Source organism: Ramlibacter sp. GS1-15, from assembly GCF_057785015.1.
This window is the reverse complement of sequence record NZ_JBYNTU010000001.1, coordinates 3,297,816-3,319,415: the sequence shown is the minus strand read 5'-3', so window position 1 is coordinate 3,319,415 and position 21,600 is coordinate 3,297,816. Positions and strand designations below refer to the sequence as shown.

The following is a 21,600-nucleotide window of genomic DNA, read 5'->3' as shown; positions in this document are numbered from 1 at the left end:
CGTTCATCACGCGAGCTTCAGCATCGCGCGCGCCTCGCGCGGAGTGGCGATGGTGCCGCCCAGCGCCTTGACCATGTCGCGCGCCTTGGCCACCAGTTGCGCGTTGCTCGTGGCGAGGACGCCCTTCTCGAGGTAGATGTTGTCCTCCATGCCCACGCGGACGTGCCCGCCGGCGAGCCATGCCTGCGCCACCATCGGGAACTCCATGCGGCCGATGCCGAACGCCGACCAGAAGGCGCCGGCCGGCAGGATGTCGCGCGCGTAGAGCAGCGTCTGCGGCGCCGGTGCGAAGCCGTACTTCACGCCGGTGACGAGCGTCCACATGCCGGGGCCCTCGAGCGTGCCGTCGGCGATCAGGTCCAGCGCAAGGTGCATGTCGCCGCTGTCGAAGATCTCGAGTTCGGGTTTCACGCCCGCGGCGCGGATCACGGCGGCCATGCGCCGCACGTTGCGCGGCGTGTTGATCACCACGTCGGGCCCGGAGTTCATCGTGTTCAGATCGAGCGAGCACACGTCCGGCCTGAGCTGCGCGATGTGCTCCACGCGCCTTTCCGGCGGCAGCAGCGTCGTGCCGGGGGCGTGGATCTTCGGGTCTTCCTCGCTGGGCACGAAGCGTCCGCCCGGGCCGGTCGTGAGATTGATGATCAGCTCGCGGTTCTCGCGGCGGATGCGGTCCATCACGTCGCGATAGAGGTCGATCTCCATCGACGGCCGCCCGTTCTCCGGGTTGCGCACATGGATGTGCACCTGGGCGGCGCCGGCTTCGCCGGCCGCCAGGCATTCGCTGGCGATCTGCGCCGGCGTGATCGGCAGGTGCGGCGTCTGCTCGGGCTTGACGAGGTTGCCCGTCACCGCGCAGGTGATGACGGTCTTGTGGGCGAAGGGATCGGGAAGCGGCATGGTGCTTTCAGAGGTGGCGGCCGCCGTCGACGACGAGGCGCGTGCCGGTGACGAAGCGAAGGGTGGTGGCGAGGGCCTCGATGGCGGCTGCGACGTCATCGGGCTGGCCGACGCGCTTGAGCGGCGTGCCCTCCGCCGCCTTGGCGTTGAAATCGGGGCCGCGTCCGGGCACGAAGCCCGATTCGACGACGCCGGGCGAGACAGAGACGACGCGGATCGCCGGCGCGAGTGCGCGGGCCAGCGCATCGCCCACGGCGTCGAGCGCCGCCTTGGCGCCGACGTAGGCGAGGTTGCTGCCGGTGCCGGTGAATGCCGCGATCGACGACACGTTGACGACCAGCGCCTCGCCGGTCTGCTTGAGCAGCGGGGCGAACGCGCGGATCGTCGCGAACGCGCCGCGGAAATTCGCCTGCATCAGGCGGTCGATGAGGTCGTCGTCCAGGGCCTCGAGGTCGCCCGCGGGCACCGGCTTCGTGAATCCGGCGGAGTTCACGAGGATGTCGCAGCGTTTCCACCGCGCCTTGACTTCGGCGGCGGCGGCCTTCAGCGATGCGCTGTCGACGATGTCGGCGTGCAGTTCGCCGTGCGCCGGCGAGGTGGGGGCGAGGGCGCGCAGTTGCGCCTGTACCTCGGCACGGTCGCGCCGGTGCAGGAGCACGCAGGTGCAGCCGAGCGCGGCGAGCCGCGCGGCGGTCGCGAAGCCGATCGCGCCGGCGCCGCCGGCGATCACGGCGACCTGGCCGTCCAGTCGGGAAAGCGGTGAGTGGGGCATGTCGTCTTTCAGGGGATCGGCGGCTTCGGGTACACCGTCTCGCCCGGCTGCAGCGTGAAATCGTGCTGCAGGCGGGCCTGCGCGCCTTGCGCGTCGAGCTCGAAGCGCCCGACCAGCGCGCGCGTCACGCCGAACACCGGGTCGGTCTCGAGGCTCTCGTCCGTGTCGGCGAAGACCTGCGTGACCAGCACCTTGTAGCCCGGCTTGCTCACCATGAAATGCAGGTGTGCCGGCCGGTTCGGGTGGCGGCGCTGCGCGCGCAGCAACTCGCCGCAGGGCCCGTCGGTCGGCACGGGATAGCCCGCGGGTACGACGGTGCGAAAGCGATAGCGGCCTTGGGCGTCGGCGACAAAGCGCCCGCGCAGGTTCATGTCGGGCTGTTCGGGATCCTGGTTCTCGTACAGGCCTGCGGGCGAGGCCTGCCACACATCCACCACGGCGTGGGCCAGCACAGCCCCCTGTTCGTCGCGCACGACCCCTTCGACCTCGAGCGGCACGCCGGGGGTGTCGCCGCGGGCGATGCTCTCGCCGGCCGCGCACAGCGGCGCATCGGCTCGCCAGAACGGGCCGAGCAGCGCGGCGACGCTCTCGCCGCCGGGCACGAGGTTGTTCTGCAGTGCGACCACCGTGGACACGCCGAGGAGGTCCGCCGCAAGGACGACTTCGTTCTTCTTGTCGCCGCTCGCCTGGCCGATGCGCACGATGAAATCCAGCGCGTGTTCGAACTCGGCTTCCGTGAGCCGGGTCTCGAGCGCGAAGGCGTGCAGGTGGCGCGTCAGCGAGGCCATCAGCTCGCGCAGCCGCGGGTCGGGGGTGCGCTCGCTGGCGGCCAATACGGCATCGATAACGGTCTCGGGGGCAGTGATCATCGGGTGTGCTCCGGGCGCGATTCTATGCAAACGTTTGCACTGGCGTCAACCAGCGAAATCGCTGGGCTTGTTCTGGCACAATCGAGCAAACGGTTGCAGCCATGTCCTCCCAGCGAACAGTCTCCATCCGCGACGTGGCCCAGGCCGCCGGCGTGCACGTCTCCACCGTGTCGCGCGCGCTCGACCCGCGCCGGCGCGGCAGCGTGAGCGCGGAAGTCACGGAAACGATCGAAGCGGCCGCGCGGCGCCTGGGTTACCGGCCCAACCGGGCGGCCTCGGCGCTGCGCACCGGGCGCACGCACACCATCGGCGTGCTGGTGCCCGACATCACCAACCCGGTGTTCCCGCCGATCCTGGAAGGCATCGAGGCCTGCGCCGCCGCGCGTGGCTTCTTCGTGCTGGTCGCCAACGTCGCGGCGAGCGCGCTGGCCCAGCCGGTGCTCGAGCGCATGCTGGCGCAGCAGGTCGACGGCGTGGTGCTCGCCATCGCCTCGCGCAAGGACCCGCTGGTGGATTTCCTCGTCAGGCAGCGCGTCCCGGCCGTGATGGTGAACCGCGCCGACGAATCGGGCCGGCTGCCCTCGGTGGTGAGCGACGACCGGCTCGCGATGAAGCTCGCCGTCGATCACCTGCTGGACACCGGTTGCAGGCGCATCGCGCACCTCGCGGGTCCGCAGGACCTCCCCACCGGCGCCGGCCGCCTGCACGGGTTCGAGCTGGCGCTGCGGGAGCGCCGCGTGAAGTCCGCCGGTGTCGCGGTGTGCGATTCCTACAGCCGCGAAGCGGGGCGCGCGGCCATGCAGCAGCTTCTTGCCGCGCGTGAGCGGCCCGATGCGGTCGTCTGCTGCAATGACCTGGTGGCGCTCGGCGCCTACGACGCCATCGCCCAGGCCAGGCTGCGCATCCCGAAGGACATCAGCGTCACGGGCCACAACGACATGCCGCTGGTCGACATGGTCGCACCGCCCCTCACGACCATCCGCCTGCCGCATCGCGAACTGGGCTGGCGCGCGGCGCAGCTGCTCTTCGAAGGGCTGGACGGCGACCAGCTGTCCGCCGCGACCGTGGTCCTGCGCCCCGAGCTGGTGGTGCGCGCCTCGACGCGCGCTTCCTGATCGCGATGGATTGGCCGCTCATCACCGACCCGTGGTTCTACGCCGCGGCGGTCCCGGCCGTGCTGCTCATGGGCGTGAGCAAGAGCGGCTTCGGCGCGGGCTTCGGCTCGCTCGCCGTGCCGATGATGGCGCTGGCGATTCCCGTGCCGCAGGCGGCGGCGATCTTCATGCCCATCCTTTTCGCGATGGACGTGATGGGTCTTGCGGCGTTCCGCCGCCATTTCGACTGGGCGCTGATCCGCTTCCTCGTGCCGCTGGGCATCGTCGGTACGCTGGTCGGGGCGCTCTCGTTCCGCTATCTCGATTCGAAAACCGTGGCCGGCATCGTCGGTGTGTTCACGCTGCTGTTCCTCGCGCAGCGCCTCGCGTTCCCGCCGCGGCCGGACAGTGCGCATCCGCCCAGGTGGGCTGGCGCCTTGCTCACGGTCACCTCGGGCTTCACGAGCTTCGTCTCGCATGCGGGCGGCCCGCCGGTCAATGCGTACGTGATCCCGATGCGCCTGTCGCCGCTGGTGTTCACCGCGACGATGGCCGCCTACTTCTTCGTCGTGAACCTGAGCAAGTGGATCCCGTACGCCTGGCTCGGCCTGCTCGACGGACGCAACATGGCGACCTCGCTCGCATTGATGCCGCTCGCGCCGCTGGGGGTGTGGGTCGGCGTGCGGCTCGCGCATCGCATCCAGCCGCGGTTGTTCTACCGGCTGATCTACATCGGCATGTTCCTGACCGGCGTGAAGCTGGTCTACGACGGCTTCAATTAGGGGCGGCGTTCCTCGCCCCAGGTCGGGCCCTCGCCGCCCTCGCGCCGGCGCTGCGCCTGCTCGATGCGCTCCTGCGCCATCTGCTCCTCGAACTGGCGCCGGCCTTCCTTGACCACGGCGATCAGCTTGCTGCGGTTCTTGTAGTGCGGATACATCTCCTCGAACAGCTGCAGGTTGTGCCGGCGGAAGCGCATGGCCTGGCGCCGCGCCTCGCCCGGCGGAACGCCCAGGATCTCGAGCACGCCGCGCCCGGTGCGCAGGCTGGACTCGAACAGCTCGCGATCCACTCGCATCACGCCGCGATCGCGCAGCTTGTTCCAGTGCGTCACGTCGCGGGCGCGCGCCACCAATTCCAGGTGCGGGAAATGCTCGTGCACCAGATCGATGATCGCGAGCGACTGGCCGACGTCGTCGACGGCGATGACGATCACCTTCGCGCTTTCCGCGCCCGCGGTGCGCAGCAGGTCCAGACGAGTGGCGTCGCCGTAGAACACCTTCGAGCCGAAGGCGCGCGCGGCTTCGACCATGTCGGCGTCGTGGTCGAGCACGGTTGACCCGACGCCCTGCGCGGCCAGCACCCGGGCGACGATCTGGCCGTAGCGCCCGAAGCCCGCGATGATCACCGGCGCGTTCTGCGGCTCGCTGATCTCCTCCAGTTGCGGCACGCCGCAATCTGCCCAGCGCGGCAGCAGCCATTTGTCGATGACGACCAGCAGCACGGGGGACACCAGCATCGACACTGCGACGGCGCCGATCAGGAGCGACGACGTTTCGGGCGTCATCACCTTCGCGCCGGCCGCAGCCTGGAACACGACGAAAGCGAATTCGCCGCCCTGCGCGAGCAGCAGCGCAAAGATCGGGCGCTCCTGCAGCGGAATGCCCATGGCGCGGCCGATCGGGTAGATCACCGCGGCCTTCAGGGCCATGAAGCCGATCACGATCGCGGCCATCTGCCAGGGCGATTTCGCCAGCACGCCGAAGTCGATGCTCATGCCCACCGCGATGAAGAAGAGGCCGAGCAACAGGCCCTTGAAGGGCTCGATGTCGGTTTCGAGCTCGCGCTTGAATTCGCTTTCGGCCAGCAGCACGCCGGCGAGGAACGCGCCCAGCGCCATCGACAGACCGGCGAGCTGGCACAGCGCCGCGATCGCGACCACCAGCAGCAGCGAGGCGGCGGTGAAGATCTCCGGCGTGCGGCTCTTGGCGATCCAGCGCAGGAGCGGCCGCAGCGCCAGGCGGCCACCCAGCACGATCACCGCGATCACGCCGACGATGCGCAGCGCCTCGAAGCCGCGGTTGCCGTCGTTGGCATCGGCCACGCCGCCGAGCAGCGGCAAGAGGGCGAGAATCGGGATCGCGGCGACGTCCTGGAACAGCAGGATCGAGAAGGCCGCCTGCCCGCTGGATGTGGGCAAGAGGTTGCGCTCGCCCATCACCTGCAGCGCGATGGCCGTGGACGACAGCGCCAGGCCCAGCGCGGCCACCAGCGCGACGCGCCAGGGCACGCCCAGGGCGATCGCCACCGCACACAGAAGCGCGGCACACGACAGCACCTGCGCCGTGCCCCAACCGAAGATCGGCCGGCGCAGGTTCCACAGGCGCTGCGGCTCCAGCTCCAGGCCCACGAGGAACAGCATCAGGACCACGCCGAACTCGGCGAAGTGCAACATGTCCTCGACATTGCTGACGATGCCGATTCCCCACGGTCCGATGGCAATGCCCGCGGCCAGGTAGCCGATGATCGATCCCAGCCCGACGGCGCGCGCGAGCGGCACGGCGATCACGGCGGCGCTCAGGTACACGAGCGTGTGGGACAGCCAGGCGGGCAAATGGTCCATCAGGGCGTCGGCCGGTCGGTTTCGGGGACGTCGCAGGCGGGGCAGGCGGGCAGGTCCTCGATCTCGGGCCAGTCCGGGTAGGAGCGCAGCCGCTGCTCGAACACCTCCACGTGCTGCGCGATCGCGTCGTCGGAGGCACGGCGCGCGCCGTGCAGCACGAGCGGCGGCAGGAAGCGCATGCCGCACAGCGTCGCGGTCTGCTCGTAGGGCGGCAGGAAGGCGTCGAAGAAGTAGCGGTTGTAGCTTTGCGGGTGGTACGAGCTCTCGGGGCCGCCCGTGGTCGCGACCAGCCACAGGTCCTTGCCCTGCAACGCCGTGCCCAGGTGCCCGTAGGCCCACCCGTACGCGAGCACCTCGTCGAACCACAGTTTCTGCAGCGGCGGCATCGAATACCACTGGATCGGGTGCAGCAGCACGATCAGCTGCGCCTTCGACGCCGCATCCTGTTCGGCGGGAACGTCGATGTCGAAGTCGGGATAGAGGCCGTAGAGGTCCTGGACCTGCACGCCCGGCAGGCCCCGCGCGGTCTCGAGCAGGCGCCGGTTCACCCGCGACTCCCGCCAGTTGGGGTGCGCGGCGAGCACGAGCGTCTTTTTCGAATCTTGTTGGGCCTGCTCATCCATACCGGTAACATAGCGCAAGGCGGAACCCGGAGGTAGCCATCATGCCAGTCGTGGTTGTTGCGAATCCCAAAGGCGGTGTCGGCAAGTCCACGCTCGCGACCAACATCGCGGGCTATTTCGCGAGCCAGGGGCACACGGTGATGCTCGGCGACGCGGACCGGCAGCAGTCCTCGCGATTGTGGCTGGGCCTGCGTCCAGCCGCGGCGCGCACCATCGCGAGCTGGGACGTCGGCGACGACAAGCTCGCCAAGCCGCCGAAGGGAACGAGCCACGTGGTGCTCGACACGCCCGCCGGCCTGTACGGCAAGCCGCTGCAGCGCGTGGTCGAGATCGCCGACAAGGTGATCGTGCCGCTGCAGCCGAGCATCTTCGACATCTACGCCACCCGCCATTTCCTCGACGAGCTGGCCGCGCTGCACAAGGTGAGCAAGAAGCAGGTCGGCATCGTCGGCATGCGGGTGGACCCGCGCACCATCGCGGCCGACAAATTGCACGAGTTCGTCGACGGACTGGGCCTGCCGGTGCTCGGCTACCTGCGCCACACGCAGAACTACATCCACCTGGCCGCGCGCGGGCTCACGCTGTTCGACGTGACGCCGGGGCGGGTCGAGCGCGACCTGGAACAGTGGCAGGCGATCTGTCGCTGGCTCGACAACTGAAGCCTGCACGGCGCGCTACATTGCGCCCATGAAGACCTTCCAGACCCTCGCCGAGTTCGCGCAGCACGTGGGCGAGGAAGTCGCCGTGAGCGATTGGCTGACCATCACCCAGGAGCAGGTGAACCTGTTCGCGCAGGCGACGGGCGACCACCAGTGGATCCACGTGGACGTCGAGCGCGCCAAGCAGGGGCCGTTCGGCGCGCCGATCGCGCACGGGTTCCTCACGCTGTCGCTGCTGCCCAAGCTGGTCGAAAGCTCGCTGGAAGTGCGCGAGGTGCGGATGGGCGTGAACTACGGCCTGAACAAGGTTCGCTTCACCGCGCCCGTGCCGGTGAGCAGCCGCATCCGCGCCCGCGTGAAACTCCTGGCCGCCGAGCCGATCGAGCAGGGCGGCTACCAGGTGACGACGCTGGTCACGATGGAGCGCGAGGGCAGCGACAAGCCCGTCTGCATCGCCGAATCTATTTCGCGCCGCTATCCCTGAACCCGTTCTGCCGCCACGCCTCGAACACCGTCACTGCGACGGCGTTCGAAAGATTGAGGCTGCGCTGGCCGGGGCGCATCGGCAGCTTCAGCCGCTGCGCGGGCGGGAACGACTCGCGCAGCGCGGGTGCGAGGCCGCTCGTTTCGGAGCCGAACACCAGCCAGTCGCCGGGCCGGAAGGCGACGTCGTGCACGTAGCGCGTGCCGCGCGTGGTGAGCGCGAACATGCGCGTGGGATCAAGCTGCGTCGCGGCGAGGAAAGCCGGCCAACCCGCGTGCCGCCTCACGTCGGCGTACTCGTGGTAGTCGAGCCCCGCGCGGCGCATCAGCCGATCCTCCATCGAAAAGCCGAGCGGCTCGATCAGGTGCAGGGCGCAGCCGGTGTTGGCCGCGAGGCGGATCACGTTGCCGGTGTTCGGCGGGATTTCCGGCTGGACCAGGACGATGTTGAACATCAGTGAGCGGGTTCGTCGGTGCGCGCGAGCACGACGGCGGTGACGCGCGCCGCGCCCGCCTCTTTCAGCGCCTGCGCCGCCGCGTGCAGCGAGGCGCCGCTGGTCATCACGTCGTCCACCAGCACCACGCGCTTGCCGCGCACTTCGCCGGCGCGCAGCGGGTCGAGCGCGAAGGCGCCTTTCACGTTGGCCAGGCGCGCCGGGCGGTCGAGCGTCGCCTGCGCCGGCGTGTGGCGGATGCGCAGCAGCAAGGTCGCGTCATGGCGCGCCGGTGCGAGCAGGCGCGCGAGCTGCAGCGACTGGTTGAAGCCCCGCTCGGCCAGGCGTTCGGGCGCCAGCGGGATGGGCAGCACGAAATCGGCATCGTCCAGCGCCGGCTCGACCCAGGGGGTGCTGCGCATCAGGGTCGCGAATACGCGCGCCCAGCCCGCCTGGCCGTGGAACTTGTACTGCCCGATCAGCGAGGACCAGGGGTAGTCGTAGGAGACGGCGGTGTAGCAGGCGTCCAGCGGCGGCGGGTTCGTGAGGCACCGGCCGCATTGCGCCACGCCCGCACCGACCGGCAACGCGCAGCGCAGGCAGCGCGAGCGCGGCTGGGCGAAGCGCGACACGCACGACTCGCACAGCGACCTCGCGGGCCAGGCGCGGCACACGGCGCATTGGCCGGGCAGGGCGCGTTCGATACCGGCGATCAGGCGCTGGAACATGCGGGTCAATATACTCGTTGGCTCCCCATGGCCGATATGCGCCCGCCTTCCATCGACCCCGTCGCGGCGCAGCGCTGGCGGCATGCCGCGCCCGCGCATTCCCCGTGGCTGCACGAGGAAGTGGGCCGCCGCATGGCCGATCGCCTGCAATGGATCCGCCTGCAGCCGCAGGCCTGGGTCGACTGGGAGCCGGTGCGCGGCGGCATGAAGGCGCACGCGCTCGTGGCGGACCGCTACCCGCGCGCGGAATGCTGGGTCGTCGAACACGATGCGCCCCACGCGGCGGCGGCGAAGGCGGCACTCGCGCGTCCGTGGTGGCGCTTTCACGGGCCCGCCGTGCATTTCGGTCCGGCGCCCGACGGCGGCGTGCAGATGCTGTGGGCCAACATGGCCCTGCACATGTCGGCCGACCCGCAGGCGCTGATCGCGCAGTGGCATCGCGCGCTCGCGGTGGACGGTTTCCTGATGTTCTCCTGCTTCGGGCCGGACACCTTGCGCGAGCTGCGCGCGCTGTACGCGCGCCTGGGCTGGACAGCGCCGGCGCACGAGTTCACCGACATGCACGACTGGGGCGACATGCTGGTGCACGGCGGCTTCGCCGAGCCGGTGATGGACATGGAGCGTGTCACGCTCACGTGGGAGACGCCACAGCGCCTGCTGGCCGAATTGCGCGAGCTGGGCGCGAACCTGAACCGTGCGCGGTTCCCGGCGCTGCGCGGGCGCGCCTGGAAGCGCGAGCTGGAAGAGCAGGCCGCCGGGGCGCTGCGCGATGCCGACGGGCGCCTGGCCCTGACCTTCGAGATCGTCTACGGCCACGCCGTGAAACCGCCGCCGCGCGTGCGCGTGGACAGCGAGAGCGCCGTCTCCGTCAGCGACATGCAAGCCTTGCTGCGTTCCGGCCGCCGCGGGCGCTGAAACCGGCCGCCCGCAGCGGGTGGCCCTCGCGGGGCCGCTACAATGGCTGGTTGATTTTGATCAAAGACACGCAACGCCCGTGCCGAAACCGGTCTTTCGTTTCGCCACCGTTCAGGGCCAGGCCATTCACTGGTTCCTGAAGCGCAACTGCTCGGTGACCCCGCAGCAGCTGGCCTGGTTGTATGCCTCGCTGTGCGTCGTCTCGCTCGGAATCGCGGGCGTGTTCTGGTCCATGGGGGCGGTGCTGGTGCTGCCGTTCGCCTGGGTTGAACTTGCCGCCGTCGGGCTGGCTTTTCTCGTGTATGCGAGGCATGCGACCGATGGGGAGAAGATTTCCCTGAAGGGCCGCCAGCTGGTGGTTGAGCTCGAAAACGCCGGCCAGTTGCGCCGCGCCGAGTTCAACCGCGAGTGGGTGCGGGTCGAGCCGGTGGCGGACGACCGATCGCTCATCGAGCTGTCGGGACAGGGCCGGCGGGTGAACGTGGGGCGCTACGTGCGGCCGGAGCTGCGGCCGGTGCTGGCGCAGGAGATCAGAAGGGCCTTGCGGGAAGCGTGAAGGCCGCGTGAGGCGGATCCGGCCGACCGAGGAGTGGCCGGGCGAAAGAATCGAAAAAAGCGAAAGCGAATCAACGAACCATGAAGAGCATTCCCACCAAGCTGGCTTCGCTGCTGCTCGCCCTGGGCGCCCTGAGCCCGGCCGCGCATGCCGCCGTCCAAGACCTGCCCGGCGGCCCTGCGGTGCGCCAGCTCAACCTGCACACCGCCGCCACGCGCATCGCCGTGGAGCAGGGATGGCTTCACTGGTTCATGCTGATCACCTGCCTGGTGATCTTCATCCTGGTGTTCGCGGTGATGTTCTATTCCATCTGGAAGCACCGCAAATCGGTCGGCCACAAGCCCGCCAGCTTCCACGAATCGGTCACGGTCGAGATCGTCTGGACGGTGATCCCCTTCCTGATCGTGATCGGCATGGCGCTGCCCGCCACCAAGGTGCTGGTCGCCTCCAAGGACACCAGCAACGCCGACCTCACCATCAAGGCCACCGGCTACCAGTGGAAATGGGGCTACGACTACCTGAAGGGCGAAGGCGAGGGCGTCTCCTTCCTGTCCACGCTGGACAGCACCCACCGCGAGCTGTCCAACGAAGGCGCGAAGGACGTGCCGGACAACTACCTGCTCAAGGTCGACAACCCGCTGGTGGTGCCGGTCAACAAGAAGGTCCGCATCATCACCACCGCCAACGACGTGATCCACGCCTGGGGCGTGCCCGCGTTCGGCGTGAAGCAGGACGCGATCCCCGGCTTCGTGCGCGACACCTGGTTCCGCAGCGAGAAGACCGGCGACTTCTACGGCCAGTGCTACGAGCTGTGCGGCAAGGAGCACGCCTACATGCCGATCCACGTGAAGGTGCTCTCGGCCGCCGACTACACCGCGTGGGTCGCTGGCGAGCAGAAGAAGATGGCCGCCAAGGCGGACGATCCGAGCAAGGTCTGGACCCTGGCCGACCTGCAGGCCCGCGGGGAAAAGGTCTACAACGGAACCTGCGCCGCCTGCCACCAGGCCAACGGCAAGGGCGCCGGCCCGATCCTGCCGCTGGACGGCTCGCCGGTCGTCAACGACGCCGACAAGACCAAGCAGATCCAGGTGGTGCTCAACGGCCGCAACGCGATGCCGGCGTGGAAGACCTCGCTGTCGGACACCGATATCGCGGCCGTCATCACGTTCACCAAGAACCACTGGTCCAACCACACCGGCCAGATCGTGCAGCCCGCGGAAGTGCTGGCCCAGCGCAAGTGATGCGCGCATAAGACGAATACAGAACACGAGGAAACCCCATGAGCGCAGTTCTCCCCGGCCACGCTGCTGACCACGCGCACGACGAGCACCACGAGCACGCGCCCACCGGCTGGCGCCGCTGGGTCTTCGCGACGAACCACAAGGACATCGGCACGCTGTACCTGCTGTTCGCCTTCACCATGCTGATGATCGGCGGCGTGCTGGCGCTGATGATCCGCACCGAGCTGTTCCAGCCGGGCCTGCAGTTCGTGAACCCCGAACTGTTCAACCAGCTCACCACCATGCACGGCCTGATCATGGTGTTCGGCGCGATCATGCCGGCCTTCGTGGGCTTCGCGAACTGGATGATCCCGCTGCAGATCGGCGCGCCCGACATGGCCTTCGCGCGCATGAACAACTTCAGCTTCTGGCTGATGATCCCGGCGGCGATCATGCTGGTCAGCTCGTTCTTCATGCCGGGCGGCGCGCCCGCTGCGGGCTGGACGCTCTACGCGCCCCTGACGCTGCAGATGGGCCCGTCGATGGACGCCGGCATCTTCGCGATGCACGTGCTGGGCGCCAGCTCGATCATGGGCTCGATCAACATCATCGTCACCATCCTGAACATGCGCGCACCCGGCATGACGCTGATGAAGATGCCGATGTTCTCGTGGACCTGGCTGATCACGGCCTACCTGCTGATCGCAGTGATGCCGGTGCTGGCGGGCGCCATCACGATGACGCTGACCGACCGCCACTTCGGCACGACCTTCTTCAACCCGGCCGGCGGCGGTGACCCGGTGATGTACCAGCACATCTTCTGGTTCTTCGGCCACCCCGAGGTCTACATCATGATCCTGCCGGCCTTCGGCATCATCAGCCAGGTCGTGCCCGCGTTCGCGCGCAAGAGGCTGTTCGGCTACGCCTCGATGGTGTACGCCACCAGCTCCATCGCCATCCTGTCGTTCATCGTGTGGGCGCACCACATGTTCACGACCGGCATGCCGGTGACCGGCCAGCTGTTCTTCATGTACGCGACGATGCTGATCGCGGTGCCCACGGCCGTGAAGATCTTCAACTGGATCGCGACCATGTGGCAGGGCTCGATGACCTTCGAGACGCCGATGCTGTTCGCGGTGGGCTTCATCTTCGTGTTCACGATGGGCGGCTTCACGGGCCTGATCCTCGCGATGGCGCCGATCGACCTGCTGCTGCAGGACACCTACTACGTCGTGGCGCACTTCCACTACGTGCTGGTGGCCGGCTCGCTCTACGCGATGTTCGCCGGCTTCTACTACTGGTCGCCGAAGTGGACGGGCGTGATGTACAACGAGCGCGCCGGCAAGATCCACTTCTGGAGCTCGCTGATCTCCTTCAACCTGACCTTCTTCCCGATGCACTTCCTCGGGCTGGCCGGCATGCCGCGCCGCTATGCCGATTACCCGGCGCAGTTCGCGGATTTCAATGCGGTCGCCTCGATCGGTGCGTTCTGGTTCGGCCTGTCGCAGGTCTACTTCCTGTTCTTCGTGCTGCTGCCGGTGATGCGCGGCAAGGGCCAGCCGGCGCCGCAGCGCCCGTGGAACGATCCCGACGGCAAGGGCGCCGAAGGCCTCGAGTGGGAAGTGCCGTCGCCCGCACCCTTCCATACCTTCGAGACGCCGCCCAAGCTGAACGCCGCCGCCACCCGGATCGTGGGCGGAACGACCGCCGCGCACTGAGCATGACGCCCGAAGAAGAGAAGAAGAAGGCGAACCTGCGGATGGCGCTGATCCTGGCGTCCATCGCGCTGGCCTTCTTCATCGGGTTCATCGTCAAGATGGCCGTGTTCGGGCACTAGAAGACTGCAATGACTTCGCGTCGCGAGAACGTCAGGATGCTGGGCAAGCTGGCCGTGGTCGCGGCCGGCATGTTCGGCTTCGGCTACGCGATGATCCCGCTGTACAAGCAGATGTGCGAGATCACCGGCATCAACATCCTCGCCATCGGCGAGCGCGATGTGCCCGGTGGTGCGAGTGCCACGGCCGGCAACACGCAGGTCGACACCAGCCGCACGATCACGGTGGAGTTCGACGCCAACGCGCACGGCCCGTGGGAGTTCAAGCCGGCGGTGCGCTCGGTGCAGGTCCACCCGGGCGAGCTCACGACGGTGATGTACGAGTTCCAGAACGTGCAGAACCGCCGCATGTCGGCGCAGGCCATCCCGAGCTACGCGCCGCGCAACGCCGCGCCGCATTTCAACAAGGTCGAGTGCTTCTGCTTCCGCCAGTACACGCTCGAAGCGGGCGAGAAGAAGCAGTGGCCGGTGGCCTTCGTGATCGACCCCAAGCTGGCGAAGGACGTCACCACCATCACGCTGTCGTACACGTTCTTCGAGGTCGGCGCGCCCATGCCGGGCGCCCCCGAGAGCGCGGCGCTGGCGCCCGGAGGCGGGAATGCATCATGAATTTCCTGCACACGGTCAAGGCGGTGCTGTGGTCGTTCGTCGGCATCCGCAAGAACAGCGAGTACCAGCAGGACCTGGGCAGGCTCAATCCCTTCGCCGTCATCGCCGTGGCCCTCGTGCTGGTCGCGCTGTTCGTGGTGGGGCTGATCACGCTCGTGCACTGGGTCGCGAAGTGAACACAACGTATTGAAAGAAGATTCGAGGAACGGAGCTGAGATGAGTTCGAACGCCGCCGCAGGCCAAGCGCCTTACTACTACGTCCCCCAGCCGTCGCGCCATCCCGCGTCGGCCGCCGTGGGCCTGCTGATGATCATCTTCAGCGCCGCCCAGTGGATCAACGGCGCCGGCTGGGCCAAATGGCTGCTGCTGGTGGGCTTCCTGTGGCTCTTCACCGTCCTGTTCCAGTGGTTCCGCGACGCCATCGGCGAGAGCGAATCGGGCATGTACGGCCGCAAGATCGACGTGTCCTACCGCTGGAGCATGAGCTGGTTCATCTTCTCGGAGGTGATGTTCTTCGGCGCGTTCTTCACGGCGCTGTGGTGGATGCGCTCGCACTCGGTGCCCGCGCTGGGTGGGGTCGACAACGCGCTGCTGTGGCCCGATTTCAAGGCCGTGTGGCCCTCGGTCGCGCCCGGCACGACGGCGTCGCCCGCCAACATCATCGAGCCGTTCCAGACGATGACACCGTTCTGGCTGCCGACGATCAACACGGCCCTGCTGCTGTCCTCGGGCGTGACCGTGACCATCGCGCACCACCTGCTGCGCGAAGGCAAGCGCGGCCCGACGATCCTGTTCATGTGGATGACCGTGCTGCTGGGCGCCACGTTCGTTTTCGTGCAGGGCTACGAGTACTTCCACGCCTACCACGAGCTGAACCTGAAGCTGACGTCCGGCGCCTACGGGTCCACGTTCTTCATGCTCACGGGCTTCCACGGCTTCCACGTGCTCGTGGGCATGCTGATGCTGCTGTTCATCACGCTGCGCATCATGAAGGGCCACTTCACGCCCGATCGCCACTTCGGCTTCGAAGGCGCGGCCTGGTACTGGCACTTCGTGGACGTGGTGTGGCTCGGCCTCTACACGCTCGTGTACTGGCTGTGAGCCGCGCGGCACCCGCCAGCAAGAAAGCGCCGCGAGGCGCTTTTTTGTTTATTTCGACAGCGGAATGCCGGTGGGCTGGATCCAGCCCAGCTTCCAGGCCACCAGCAGGCAGACGAACAGCACGACCGAAAACCCGATGCGGAAGGCGAGCGCCCGTGCCATCCTGTCGCCCCGGGCCTTGTCGTCCCTGCCGCCGCGCATCATGAAGAACAGCGCCGAGCCGAGGCTGGCGATGATCGCGGCGAACGCGAGGGCGACAAGGACTTTCATCATGGATCGAATTATCCCGTGACACGCTCGCCGCGATTCTGGCTCCTGACCCTCGCCGCGCTGGCGGGCTTGCTGGGCACGCTCGCGCTGGGGCAGTGGCAGTACGGGCGCGGGCGCGACAAGGACGCCCTGCAGGCCGCGATCGACCAACGAGAGCTCATGCCGGCACTCTCGCCGCAGTCGCTCCTCGCGGCGAATCCAGGGCCGTTCATCCATCGCAAGGTGGTCGTGCGGGGAATGTGGGACGCGCCGCACACCGTGTTCCTCGACAACCGCCAGATGCGGGGCCTGCCCGGGTTTTACGTCCTCACGCCGCTGAAGCTCGAAGGCAGCGACCGGGCGGTGCTGGTGCAGCGCGGCTGGGCGCCGCGCAATTTCGAACGGCGGGAACTATTGCCCCCGGTCACGACACCGACCGGCATGGTCGAGGTCGAAGGGCGGATTGCCCCGTCGCCGGCACGGCTGTACGAGTTCCGCGGCAACGAGCATGGGCCGATCCGGCAAAATCTCGACCTGGCGTCGTTCGGCGCCGAAACGGGCCTGAAGCTGCTGCAGGTGACCGTGGTGCAGGCGGGCGGGCCCGGCGAAGGGCTGCTTCGCGACTGGCCGCGGCCGGCCAGCGGCAGCGAACGAAATTACGGTTACGCCCTGCAGTGGTGGGCCCTGAGCGCCCTCATCGCGATCCTCTATGTCTGGTTCCAGTTCATCGTTCCCCGCCGCCAAGCCCAGCCTGCTCGATGAGCCGCTGGGCCTGACGGTGCATTCGCTGCCGCTGCCGCAAGAGGCGGTGGCCGGCGACGCCCGCCGCACCGCCACCGGGCGGCTCAAGATGCTGCTCGTGCTGGCCGTGTGCGCGGCGCCGGTGATCGCTTCCTACTTCACGTATTACGTCATCCACCCGCAGACGGCCCACAGCTTCGGCGAACTCGTCCAGCCGCAGCGGCCCTTGCCCGATGTCACGGCGAACGATCCGGACGGCAAGCCGGTGCCGCTGCCGTCCCTGCGCGGCCAGTGGCTGCTGGTGAGCGTGGCAGGCGGTGACTGCGACTTCGACTGCGAACGCAACCTCTACCTGCAGCGGCAATTGCGCGAATCGCTCGGCAAGGACAAAGACCGCGTGGACTGGGTGTGGCTGGTCGATGATGCCCGGCCGATTCGCGCGCAATTGCAACCGGCGCTCGCGCAGGCGAGGGTGTTGCGTGTCGACGCGGCGCAACTGACGCAATGGCTCGCCCCCGCGCCCGGCCATTCCCTGCACGACCACATCTACCTGGTGGACCCGCAGGGCAACTGGATGATGCGCTTTCCGCCCGGAGGCCAGCGCGAGCTCGACGTTTCCGTGGCGAAGAACATGAAGCGCGACCTCGAGCGGCTGCTGCGGGCTTCCGCTTCGTGGGACCAGCCAGGCCGGTGAACGCCATGCCGACGCAAGCGCTCTACGACTTCTCGCCGGCCCTGCAGGTCATGCTGATGGGCATCGCCGTGGCGACGGGCCCGCTCGCCTGGATGTGGTCGCGCCACCTGAAAGGCGGGGCCGCGCGGCGGCTGCAGGCGCTGACGGTGCTCACGCTGTTCCTCACCTTCGACCTCGTGCTGTTCGGCGCCTTCACGCGCCTCACGGACTCGGGCCTGGGCTGTCCCGACTGGCCGGGCTGCTACGGCAACGCCAGCCCGATCGGCGCCGCGTTGCAGATCGGCGCCGCGCAGGCGCAGATGCCGACGGGGCCGGTCACCCACACGAAGGCGTGGATCGAGATGGTCCACCGATATCTCGCGACGGGCGTGGGGGTGTTGATCATCACCTTGCTCGCCGCGACCTGGTACGAGCGCAAACGCGGTGCCGCCGTCAGTGCCGCCTGGCCCGCGGTCACACTGGCGTGGGTGTGCGTGCAAGGCGCGTTCGGCGCGTTCACCGTCACGCTCAAGCTCCTGCCGGCGATCGTCACGCTGCATTTGCTCGGCGGGATGGTGCTGCTCGCGCTGCTCGTGCGCCAGGCGGTGGCCTACGAACACGCGCGCGCCGGCATGGAGCGCGTCGCGATCGCGCCCGGCCTGCGCGCGGGGCTGATGGCCTGCATCGCGCTGCTCTGGCTCCAGGTCGCGCTCGGCGGCTGGGTCAGCACGAACTACGCGGTGCTGGCCTGCGCGGAGTTCCCGAAATGCCAAGGCGCCTGGTGGCCGGCGATGAACTTCCAGCAGGCCTTCGAGCTCTGGCGGCCGCTGGGCATGACGGGCGCCGGCGAACATGTCGATTTCGCCGCGCTCACGGCGATCCACTACACGCACCGGCTGATGGCGTACGCAGTGTTCGGCGCGATCGCGCTGCTCGCGTGGCAGATGAATCGCGCGGGCGTGCTGGCCCGCCAGGTGGGCTGGCTGGTCGCGATCGCCCTGCTGCAGTTCGCGACGGGCTTGTCGAACGTGGTGCTCGACTGGCCGCTCGCGTCCGCCGTGCTGCACACCGGCGGCGCGGCTGCACTCATCGGGGTGCTCACGTGGGCGGCGTGCGAAAGCCGTGCGTCGACAGTGGCGGTACATGCCGCGCGGGAGGCTTCGGCATGAGCACGATGGTCGCGCCCATGACTTCGCGCTTCGCGCAGTTCTACGCGCTCACCAAGCCGCGCGTGGTGCAATTGATCGTCTTCTGCGCGTTCATCGGCATGGTCCTCGCGGTGCCGGGCCTGCCGACACTCCTGGACTGGCGCCAGATGGCGATCGCGAGCTTCGGCATCTGGCTGGTCGCCGGCGCGGCCGCCGCGTTCAACTGCCTGGTCGAAAAGGGCATCGATGCCAAGATGCGCCGCACGGCCTGGCGCCCGACGGCGAAGGGCGAGCTGGGCGATTGGCAGACGCTGGCTTTCGCCGCCGTGCTGTGCGCGATCGGTTCGTGGGTCCTCTACGTGTGGATCAACCCGCTCACCATGTGGCTCACCTTCGCGACCTTCGTCGGCTACGCTGTGATCTACACCGTGGTCCTCAAGCCGCTCACGCCGCAGAACATCGTGATCGGCGGCGCCTCGGGCGCGATGCCGCCGGTGCTGGGCTGGGCCGCGATGACGGGCGACGTGGGACCGGAAGCGATGATCCTGTTCCTCATCATCTTCCTGTGGACGCCGCCGCACTTCTGGTCGCTCGCGCTCTATCGCGTCGAGGATTACCGCAAGTCCGGGCTGCCCATGCTGCCGGTCACGCATGGCAATGAATTCACGCGCCTGCAGATCCTGCTGTACACGCTGGTGCTGTTCGCGGCGTGCCTGATGCCTTTCGCGTACGGCATGAGTTCGTGGTTCTATCTCGCTGCCGCCGTCATCCTGAGCGCCGGCTTCACGCTGCACGGGTGGCGGCTCTGGCGCGAGTACTCGGACGCGCTCGCGCGCAAGACCTTCCGCTTCTCGCTGATCCACCTGAGCCTGCTTTTTGCCGCGCTGCTGGTGGACCATTACCTGCCCTGACCGGAATCCGCGAATGAACCGCCGCCACCTGCTCCTTTCCGCGTTCGCCGCCTCGCTGGCCGCCTGCGCCCCGTCCAAGCCGAAGTTCAACGCCATCGACCTCACGGGCGCGGATTACGCGAAGGACTTCCACCTGCCCGACACCGAAGGGCGCATGCGCAGCCTGGGGGATTTCAAGGGCAAGCTCGTCGCGCTTTTCTTCGGCTACACGCAGTGCCCCGATGTGTGCCCGACCACCATGACCGAGCTCGCCGAGGCGAAGAAGCTGCTCGGTCCCCAGGGCGACAGGCTGCAGGTGGTGTTCGTGACGGTCGATCCCGAACGCGACGCGCCGCAGGTGCTCAAGGGCTACATGGGCAACTTCGATCCCACGTTCATCGCGCTGCGGCCCACGCCGGAGCAGCTCGCCGCGGTGGCGAAGGACTTCAAGGTCTACTACAAGAAGGCCGAAGGCGCCACGCCCACCAGCTACACCATGGACCATTCCGCGGCGACCTACGTCTACGACACCAAGGGGCAGTTGCGCCTGTACGCGCGCTACGGCGGGGGCGCGCAGGTCCTCGCGTCGGACTTCAAGCTGCTGCTGGACCAAGCGTAGAACCATGGTCGGGCACCTGCTCGGGCGCAAGGGCGCTGCGCGCATCGCACTGATCCCCCCCGAGGTGCTGGAAGCCCTGAACGACGGGCAGGTGCCGACCGTCAACCTCAATGAATTCCTGGCGCTGGACCTGCCGCGCCTGACGCGCAACGTCGCGCGCCACATCGGCCTTGCGGGCGACGAGGAGCGGCTCGCCGACACCTTCGGCATGCTGGGGGCCTTCAGCAAGATCAAGCGGCACGAATATGTCGCGCGAGCGCTCTACGACCTGGTCGCGCCGCGCAACGACCGCGACGCGATCGCCCACGCGCTGGCCACGCACCCCAGCGACGTCGCGCGCTGCTGGGCGGCGCAGTGGGTGATGTTCGCGCCGATGCCGCTGCACGAGAAGCTGCCTGCCGTTCGGCGCTTCGCCGCCGACCCGCATTTCGGCGTGCGCGAGGTCGCGTGGATGGCGGTGCGCGACGAGATCGCCGGCGACATCGACGAAGCCGTGCGCCTGCTGCAGCCGTGGACGCGTGATGCCGATGCCAACATCCGGCGCTTCGCGAGCGAGTCCACGCGTCCGCGCGGCGTCTGGTGCGCGCAGGTCGAGGTCCTCAAGCGCGAACCCTGGCGCGGCCTGCCGCTGATCGAGCCACTCAGAGGCGACGCGAGCCGGTACGTGCAGAACTCGGTGGCGAACTGGCTGAACGACGCGAGCAAGTCGCGGCCCGAGTGGGTGGAAGAGATCTGCGCGCGCTGGGAGCGCGAATCGCGCACACGCGAGACCCAGTACATCGTGCGGCGCGCACGCCGCACGATGGGCGACGCTACTGCGTCTTGATGCCGCGCATCTGGATGATGCCGCCCAGCAGCGCGGTGTCCTGCTTGATGCGGTTCGCGAGTCCTTCGGCCGATGTGCCCGCCACCTGCCAGCCCTGCACGAACAGCTTCTGGCGGACATCGGGCGTGCGCGCGATGTCGGCGATCAGCTTTGACAGCCGGTTGACGATCGGCTTGGGCATGCTGGCCGGAGCGGCTGCCGCCGTCCAGATCTCGAGCTGGAAGCCGCGCGTGACGCCTTGCTCGTCCAGGCTCGGGAACTCGGGCACCAGCGAGCTGCGGCCGCCCGAGGTGACGCCGATCGCCTTGATCTTGCCGCTGCGCACGTGCGGCTGGGCAAGCCCCGGCGGCAACAGCGCGAGCTGGATCTCGTTGGTGATCAGCGCGTTGATCACTTGCGGATTGCCGGGGTAGGGCACGTGCACCGGGTCGATGTTGGTCTTGGTCTTGAGCAGCTCCATGCCGATGTGGCCGACGGTGCCCACGCCGGGCGATCCGTAGCTCCACTTGTTGCCGGCGTTGCGTGCGGCGAGGAAGAACTCCGGCGCCGTGCGGCCTGGCGCGTTCGCGGGCGCCGCGAGCAGCAGCGGCGCCGTGCCGATCAGGCTGATGGGCGCGAGGTCCTTCACCGGATCGTAGGGCGTCGCCGGGTTCAGCAGCTTGGCGATCGTCATGTTGCCGTTGATCATCACGCCGATCGTGTGGTTGTCCGTCGCCTTGGCCACCAGGTCGGCCGCGATGTTGCCGGCTGCGCCCGCGCGGTTCTCGACGATGACTGCCTGCCCGAGCGCCTTGGACAGCGGATCGGCAATGGTGCGCGCGACGAGGTCGGGCGTGGACCCGGCGGGAAAGCCGACGAGCATGCGAACGGTTCGGGTGGGCCAGTTGGCCGGGGCTGCCGCGGCGGCGGTCTTCTGCGCCCAGGCAGAGGTGGCGAGGGTGCCGGCTGCTGCGGCCAGCAGCGTGCGGCGATCGAGGCCTTCGGTCATCGGATTACTTTCGTCCAAATGGATTTTGCGGATGAGCCCGCCATCGTAG

General features: G+C 68.4%; 27 protein-coding genes. 18 read left to right on the top strand and 9 right to left on the bottom strand.

Annotated elements, in window-relative coordinates:
- Window positions 1-6 precede the first annotated feature (6 nt).
- From AC3EF3_RS16630 to AC3EF3_RS16620, 3 genes are read right to left on the bottom strand one after another with little or no spacing between them, the layout of a single operon-like run.
- Window positions 7-900 carry a beta-keto acid cleavage family enzyme gene (locus tag AC3EF3_RS16630; RefSeq protein ID WP_488533255.1) on the bottom strand — a complete coding sequence of 298 codons (894 nt, stop codon included), beginning with the start codon at window positions 898-900 and terminating at the stop codon, window positions 7-9.
- Between the two features lie 7 nt (window positions 901-907).
- Window positions 908-1,672: an SDR family NAD(P)-dependent oxidoreductase gene (locus AC3EF3_RS16625; RefSeq protein ID WP_488533254.1), complete on the bottom strand. Its 765-nt coding sequence runs from the start codon at window positions 1,670-1,672 to the stop codon at window positions 908-910.
- A gap of 8 nt (window positions 1,673-1,680) precedes the next feature.
- Entirely contained in the window at window positions 1,681-2,541 is an 861-nt protein-coding gene (locus tag AC3EF3_RS16620) for a dioxygenase family protein (RefSeq protein WP_488533253.1), read from the bottom strand.
- 101 nt (window positions 2,542-2,642) lie between these two features.
- On the opposite strand from AC3EF3_RS16620, the gene AC3EF3_RS16615 reads away from it, so the two are divergent.
- Both AC3EF3_RS16615 and AC3EF3_RS16610 read left to right on the top strand, forming a co-directional pair.
- A complete protein-coding gene (locus AC3EF3_RS16615; protein ID WP_488533252.1) occupies window positions 2,643-3,656 on the top strand; it encodes a LacI family DNA-binding transcriptional regulator in 1,014 nt (337 codons plus the stop codon).
- 5 nt (window positions 3,657-3,661) lie between these two features.
- Complete coding sequence (locus AC3EF3_RS16610; RefSeq protein ID WP_488533251.1) at window positions 3,662-4,417, top strand: sulfite exporter TauE/SafE family protein; 756 nt, start codon at window positions 3,662-3,664, stop codon at window positions 4,415-4,417.
- On the opposite strand, the gene kefC is transcribed toward AC3EF3_RS16610, so the two are convergent.
- Both kefC and kefF read right to left on the bottom strand, forming a co-directional pair.
- Complete coding sequence (gene kefC, locus AC3EF3_RS16605) at window positions 4,414-6,255, bottom strand: glutathione-regulated potassium-efflux system protein KefC (RefSeq protein ID WP_488533250.1); 1,842 nt, start codon at window positions 6,253-6,255, stop codon at window positions 4,414-4,416. The genes AC3EF3_RS16610 and kefC overlap by 4 nt on opposite strands.
- On the bottom strand, window positions 6,255-6,878 hold the full coding sequence (gene kefF / locus AC3EF3_RS16600; RefSeq protein ID WP_488533249.1) for a glutathione-regulated potassium-efflux system oxidoreductase KefF: 624 nt from the start codon (window positions 6,876-6,878) through the stop codon (window positions 6,255-6,257). The genes kefC and kefF overlap by 1 nt, the downstream gene beginning before the upstream one ends.
- A 41-nt stretch (window positions 6,879-6,919) precedes the next feature.
- Between kefF and AC3EF3_RS16595 the strand changes: the two genes are divergently transcribed.
- Together AC3EF3_RS16595 and AC3EF3_RS16590 are read left to right on the top strand one after the other, a co-directional pair.
- Window positions 6,920-7,537: a ParA family protein gene (locus tag AC3EF3_RS16595; RefSeq protein WP_488533248.1), complete on the top strand. Its 618-nt coding sequence runs from the start codon at window positions 6,920-6,922 to the stop codon at window positions 7,535-7,537.
- 28 nt (window positions 7,538-7,565) lie between these two features.
- Window positions 7,566-8,021, top strand: coding sequence for a MaoC family dehydratase (locus tag AC3EF3_RS16590; RefSeq protein ID WP_488533247.1), 456 nt, complete (start codon window positions 7,566-7,568; stop codon window positions 8,019-8,021).
- Here AC3EF3_RS16590 and AC3EF3_RS16585 read toward each other — a convergent pair.
- Window positions 7,999-8,475: a tRNA (cytidine(34)-2'-O)-methyltransferase gene (locus AC3EF3_RS16585; protein WP_488533246.1), complete on the bottom strand. Its 477-nt coding sequence runs from the start codon at window positions 8,473-8,475 to the stop codon at window positions 7,999-8,001. The two genes, AC3EF3_RS16590 and AC3EF3_RS16585, sit on opposite strands and share 23 nt — an antisense overlap.
- Window positions 8,475-9,182, bottom strand: a complete 708-nt coding sequence (locus AC3EF3_RS16580) for a ComF family protein (protein ID WP_488533245.1) — start codon at window positions 9,180-9,182, stop codon at window positions 8,475-8,477. Before AC3EF3_RS16580 ends, AC3EF3_RS16585 begins: the two co-directional genes overlap by 1 nt.
- Window positions 9,183-9,209: 27 nt before the next feature.
- Here AC3EF3_RS16580 and AC3EF3_RS16575 point away from each other — a divergent pair, with 27 nt between their 5' ends.
- The 8 genes from AC3EF3_RS16575 to AC3EF3_RS16540 all read left to right on the top strand — a co-directional run bounded on the left by AC3EF3_RS16575 (window position 9,210) and on the right by AC3EF3_RS16540 (window position 15,417).
- Window positions 9,210-10,097 (top strand): methyltransferase domain-containing protein, encoded by an 888-nt coding sequence (locus tag AC3EF3_RS16575; protein WP_488533244.1) that lies wholly within the window; start codon window positions 9,210-9,212, stop codon window positions 10,095-10,097.
- A 79-nt stretch (window positions 10,098-10,176) separates the two neighbouring features.
- Complete coding sequence (locus AC3EF3_RS16570) at window positions 10,177-10,653, top strand: DUF2244 domain-containing protein (protein WP_488533243.1); 477 nt, start codon at window positions 10,177-10,179, stop codon at window positions 10,651-10,653.
- Between the two features lie 80 nt (window positions 10,654-10,733).
- The gene (gene coxB / locus AC3EF3_RS16565; protein ID WP_488533242.1) at window positions 10,734-11,894 is read left to right on the top strand and encodes a cytochrome c oxidase subunit II; all 1,161 of its coding nucleotides are present in this window, start codon (window positions 10,734-10,736) and stop codon (window positions 11,892-11,894) included.
- A 38-nt stretch (window positions 11,895-11,932) separates the two neighbouring features.
- Window positions 11,933-13,591: a cytochrome c oxidase subunit I gene (ctaD, locus tag AC3EF3_RS16560; RefSeq protein WP_488533241.1), complete on the top strand. Its 1,659-nt coding sequence runs from the start codon at window positions 11,933-11,935 to the stop codon at window positions 13,589-13,591.
- A gap of 2 nt (window positions 13,592-13,593) precedes the next feature.
- Complete coding sequence (locus AC3EF3_RS16555; protein WP_488533240.1) at window positions 13,594-13,710, top strand: cytochrome oxidase small assembly protein; 117 nt, start codon at window positions 13,594-13,596, stop codon at window positions 13,708-13,710.
- Window positions 13,711-13,719: 9 nt separating this feature from the next.
- Entirely contained in the window at window positions 13,720-14,316 is a 597-nt protein-coding gene (locus AC3EF3_RS16550) for a cytochrome c oxidase assembly protein (RefSeq protein WP_488533239.1), read from the top strand.
- Window positions 14,313-14,492, top strand: a complete 180-nt coding sequence (locus tag AC3EF3_RS16545) for a DUF2970 domain-containing protein (RefSeq protein ID WP_488533238.1) — start codon at window positions 14,313-14,315, stop codon at window positions 14,490-14,492. The genes AC3EF3_RS16550 and AC3EF3_RS16545 overlap by 4 nt, the downstream gene beginning before the upstream one ends.
- A 40-nt stretch (window positions 14,493-14,532) precedes the next feature.
- Entirely contained in the window at window positions 14,533-15,417 is an 885-nt protein-coding gene (locus tag AC3EF3_RS16540; protein WP_488533237.1) for a cytochrome c oxidase subunit 3, read from the top strand.
- A 48-nt stretch (window positions 15,418-15,465) separates the two neighbouring features.
- Here AC3EF3_RS16540 and AC3EF3_RS16535 read toward each other — a convergent pair whose 3' ends face one another.
- Window positions 15,466-15,687, bottom strand: a complete 222-nt coding sequence (locus tag AC3EF3_RS16535; protein ID WP_488533815.1) for a twin transmembrane helix small protein — start codon at window positions 15,685-15,687, stop codon at window positions 15,466-15,468.
- Between the two features lie 18 nt (window positions 15,688-15,705).
- Here AC3EF3_RS16535 and AC3EF3_RS16530 point away from each other — a divergent pair, with 18 nt between their 5' ends.
- Genes AC3EF3_RS16530 through AC3EF3_RS16505 form a run of 6 tightly spaced genes read left to right on the top strand, consistent with a single transcriptional unit; the run spans window position 15,706 to window position 20,563 of the window.
- Complete coding sequence (locus tag AC3EF3_RS16530) at window positions 15,706-16,428, top strand: SURF1 family protein (protein WP_488533236.1); 723 nt, start codon at window positions 15,706-15,708, stop codon at window positions 16,426-16,428.
- The gene (locus AC3EF3_RS16525) at window positions 16,376-17,101 is read left to right on the top strand and encodes an SCO family protein (RefSeq protein WP_488533235.1); all 726 of its coding nucleotides are present in this window, start codon (window positions 16,376-16,378) and stop codon (window positions 17,099-17,101) included. Before AC3EF3_RS16530 ends, AC3EF3_RS16525 begins: the two co-directional genes overlap by 53 nt.
- 5 nt (window positions 17,102-17,106) lie before the next feature.
- On the top strand, window positions 17,107-18,249 hold the full coding sequence (locus AC3EF3_RS16520; RefSeq protein ID WP_488533234.1) for a COX15/CtaA family protein: 1,143 nt from the start codon (window positions 17,107-17,109) through the stop codon (window positions 18,247-18,249).
- The gene (gene cyoE, locus AC3EF3_RS16515) at window positions 18,246-19,139 is read left to right on the top strand and encodes a heme o synthase (RefSeq protein WP_488533233.1); all 894 of its coding nucleotides are present in this window, start codon (window positions 18,246-18,248) and stop codon (window positions 19,137-19,139) included. The genes AC3EF3_RS16520 and cyoE overlap by 4 nt, the downstream gene beginning before the upstream one ends.
- Before the next feature lie 13 nt (window positions 19,140-19,152).
- Window positions 19,153-19,737 (top strand): SCO family protein, encoded by a 585-nt coding sequence (locus AC3EF3_RS16510; RefSeq protein ID WP_488533232.1) that lies wholly within the window; start codon window positions 19,153-19,155, stop codon window positions 19,735-19,737.
- Window positions 19,738-19,741: 4 nt separating this feature from the next.
- Window positions 19,742-20,563 carry a DNA alkylation repair protein gene (locus tag AC3EF3_RS16505; protein WP_488533231.1) on the top strand — a complete coding sequence of 274 codons (822 nt, stop codon included), beginning with the start codon at window positions 19,742-19,744 and terminating at the stop codon, window positions 20,561-20,563.
- Here the strand turns inward: AC3EF3_RS16505 and AC3EF3_RS16500 are convergent.
- Complete coding sequence (locus AC3EF3_RS16500; RefSeq protein ID WP_488533230.1) at window positions 20,550-21,551, bottom strand: Bug family tripartite tricarboxylate transporter substrate binding protein; 1,002 nt, start codon at window positions 21,549-21,551, stop codon at window positions 20,550-20,552. The genes AC3EF3_RS16505 and AC3EF3_RS16500 overlap by 14 nt on opposite strands.
- Between the last annotated feature and the right edge of the window lie 49 nt (window positions 21,552-21,600).

Excerpts from the sequence above, each read along its gene's own strand:
- AC3EF3_RS16550 (WP_488533239.1), top strand. The coding sequence starts at position 13,720 with ATGACTTCGCGTCGCGAGAACGTCAGGATGCTGGGCAAGCTGGCCGTG.
- AC3EF3_RS16520 (WP_488533234.1), top strand. The coding sequence starts at position 17,107 with ATGCCGACGCAAGCGCTCTACGACTTCTCGCCGGCCCTGCAGGTCATG.
- AC3EF3_RS16575 (WP_488533244.1), top strand. The coding sequence starts at position 9,210 with ATGGCCGATATGCGCCCGCCTTCCATCGACCCCGTCGCGGCGCAGCGC.
- AC3EF3_RS16620 (WP_488533253.1), bottom strand. The coding sequence starts at position 2,541 with ATGATCACTGCCCCCGAGACCGTTATCGATGCCGTATTGGCCGCCAGC.
- kefF (WP_488533249.1), bottom strand. The coding sequence starts at position 6,878 with ATGGATGAGCAGGCCCAACAAGATTCGAAAAAGACGCTCGTGCTCGCC.
- AC3EF3_RS16595 (WP_488533248.1), top strand. The coding sequence starts at position 6,920 with ATGCCAGTCGTGGTTGTTGCGAATCCCAAAGGCGGTGTCGGCAAGTCC.
- AC3EF3_RS16525 (WP_488533235.1), top strand. The coding sequence starts at position 16,376 with ATGTCTGGTTCCAGTTCATCGTTCCCCGCCGCCAAGCCCAGCCTGCTC.
- AC3EF3_RS16615 (WP_488533252.1), top strand. The coding sequence starts at position 2,643 with ATGTCCTCCCAGCGAACAGTCTCCATCCGCGACGTGGCCCAGGCCGCC.
- AC3EF3_RS16630 (WP_488533255.1), bottom strand. The coding sequence starts at position 900 with ATGCCGCTTCCCGATCCCTTCGCCCACAAGACCGTCATCACCTGCGCG.
- AC3EF3_RS16625 (WP_488533254.1), bottom strand. The coding sequence starts at position 1,672 with ATGCCCCACTCACCGCTTTCCCGACTGGACGGCCAGGTCGCCGTGATC.
- AC3EF3_RS16535 (WP_488533815.1), bottom strand. The coding sequence starts at position 15,687 with ATGAAAGTCCTTGTCGCCCTCGCGTTCGCCGCGATCATCGCCAGCCTC.
- AC3EF3_RS16585 (WP_488533246.1), bottom strand. The coding sequence starts at position 8,475 with ATGTTCAACATCGTCCTGGTCCAGCCGGAAATCCCGCCGAACACCGGC.
- AC3EF3_RS16580 (WP_488533245.1), bottom strand. The coding sequence starts at position 9,182 with ATGTTCCAGCGCCTGATCGCCGGTATCGAACGCGCCCTGCCCGGCCAA.
- coxB (WP_488533242.1), top strand. The coding sequence starts at position 10,734 with ATGAAGAGCATTCCCACCAAGCTGGCTTCGCTGCTGCTCGCCCTGGGC.
- ctaD (WP_488533241.1), top strand. The coding sequence starts at position 11,933 with ATGAGCGCAGTTCTCCCCGGCCACGCTGCTGACCACGCGCACGACGAG.
- AC3EF3_RS16500 (WP_488533230.1), bottom strand. The coding sequence starts at position 21,551 with ATGACCGAAGGCCTCGATCGCCGCACGCTGCTGGCCGCAGCAGCCGGC.
- AC3EF3_RS16540 (WP_488533237.1), top strand. The coding sequence starts at position 14,533 with ATGAGTTCGAACGCCGCCGCAGGCCAAGCGCCTTACTACTACGTCCCC.
- AC3EF3_RS16590 (WP_488533247.1), top strand. The coding sequence starts at position 7,566 with ATGAAGACCTTCCAGACCCTCGCCGAGTTCGCGCAGCACGTGGGCGAG.
- AC3EF3_RS16555 (WP_488533240.1), top strand. The coding sequence starts at position 13,594 with ATGACGCCCGAAGAAGAGAAGAAGAAGGCGAACCTGCGGATGGCGCTG.
- AC3EF3_RS16510 (WP_488533232.1), top strand. The coding sequence starts at position 19,153 with ATGAACCGCCGCCACCTGCTCCTTTCCGCGTTCGCCGCCTCGCTGGCC.
- AC3EF3_RS16505 (WP_488533231.1), top strand. The coding sequence starts at position 19,742 with ATGGTCGGGCACCTGCTCGGGCGCAAGGGCGCTGCGCGCATCGCACTG.
- cyoE (WP_488533233.1), top strand. The coding sequence starts at position 18,246 with ATGAGCACGATGGTCGCGCCCATGACTTCGCGCTTCGCGCAGTTCTAC.
- AC3EF3_RS16610 (WP_488533251.1), top strand. The coding sequence starts at position 3,662 with ATGGATTGGCCGCTCATCACCGACCCGTGGTTCTACGCCGCGGCGGTC.
- kefC (WP_488533250.1), bottom strand. The coding sequence starts at position 6,255 with ATGGACCATTTGCCCGCCTGGCTGTCCCACACGCTCGTGTACCTGAGC.
- AC3EF3_RS16545 (WP_488533238.1), top strand. The coding sequence starts at position 14,313 with ATGAATTTCCTGCACACGGTCAAGGCGGTGCTGTGGTCGTTCGTCGGC.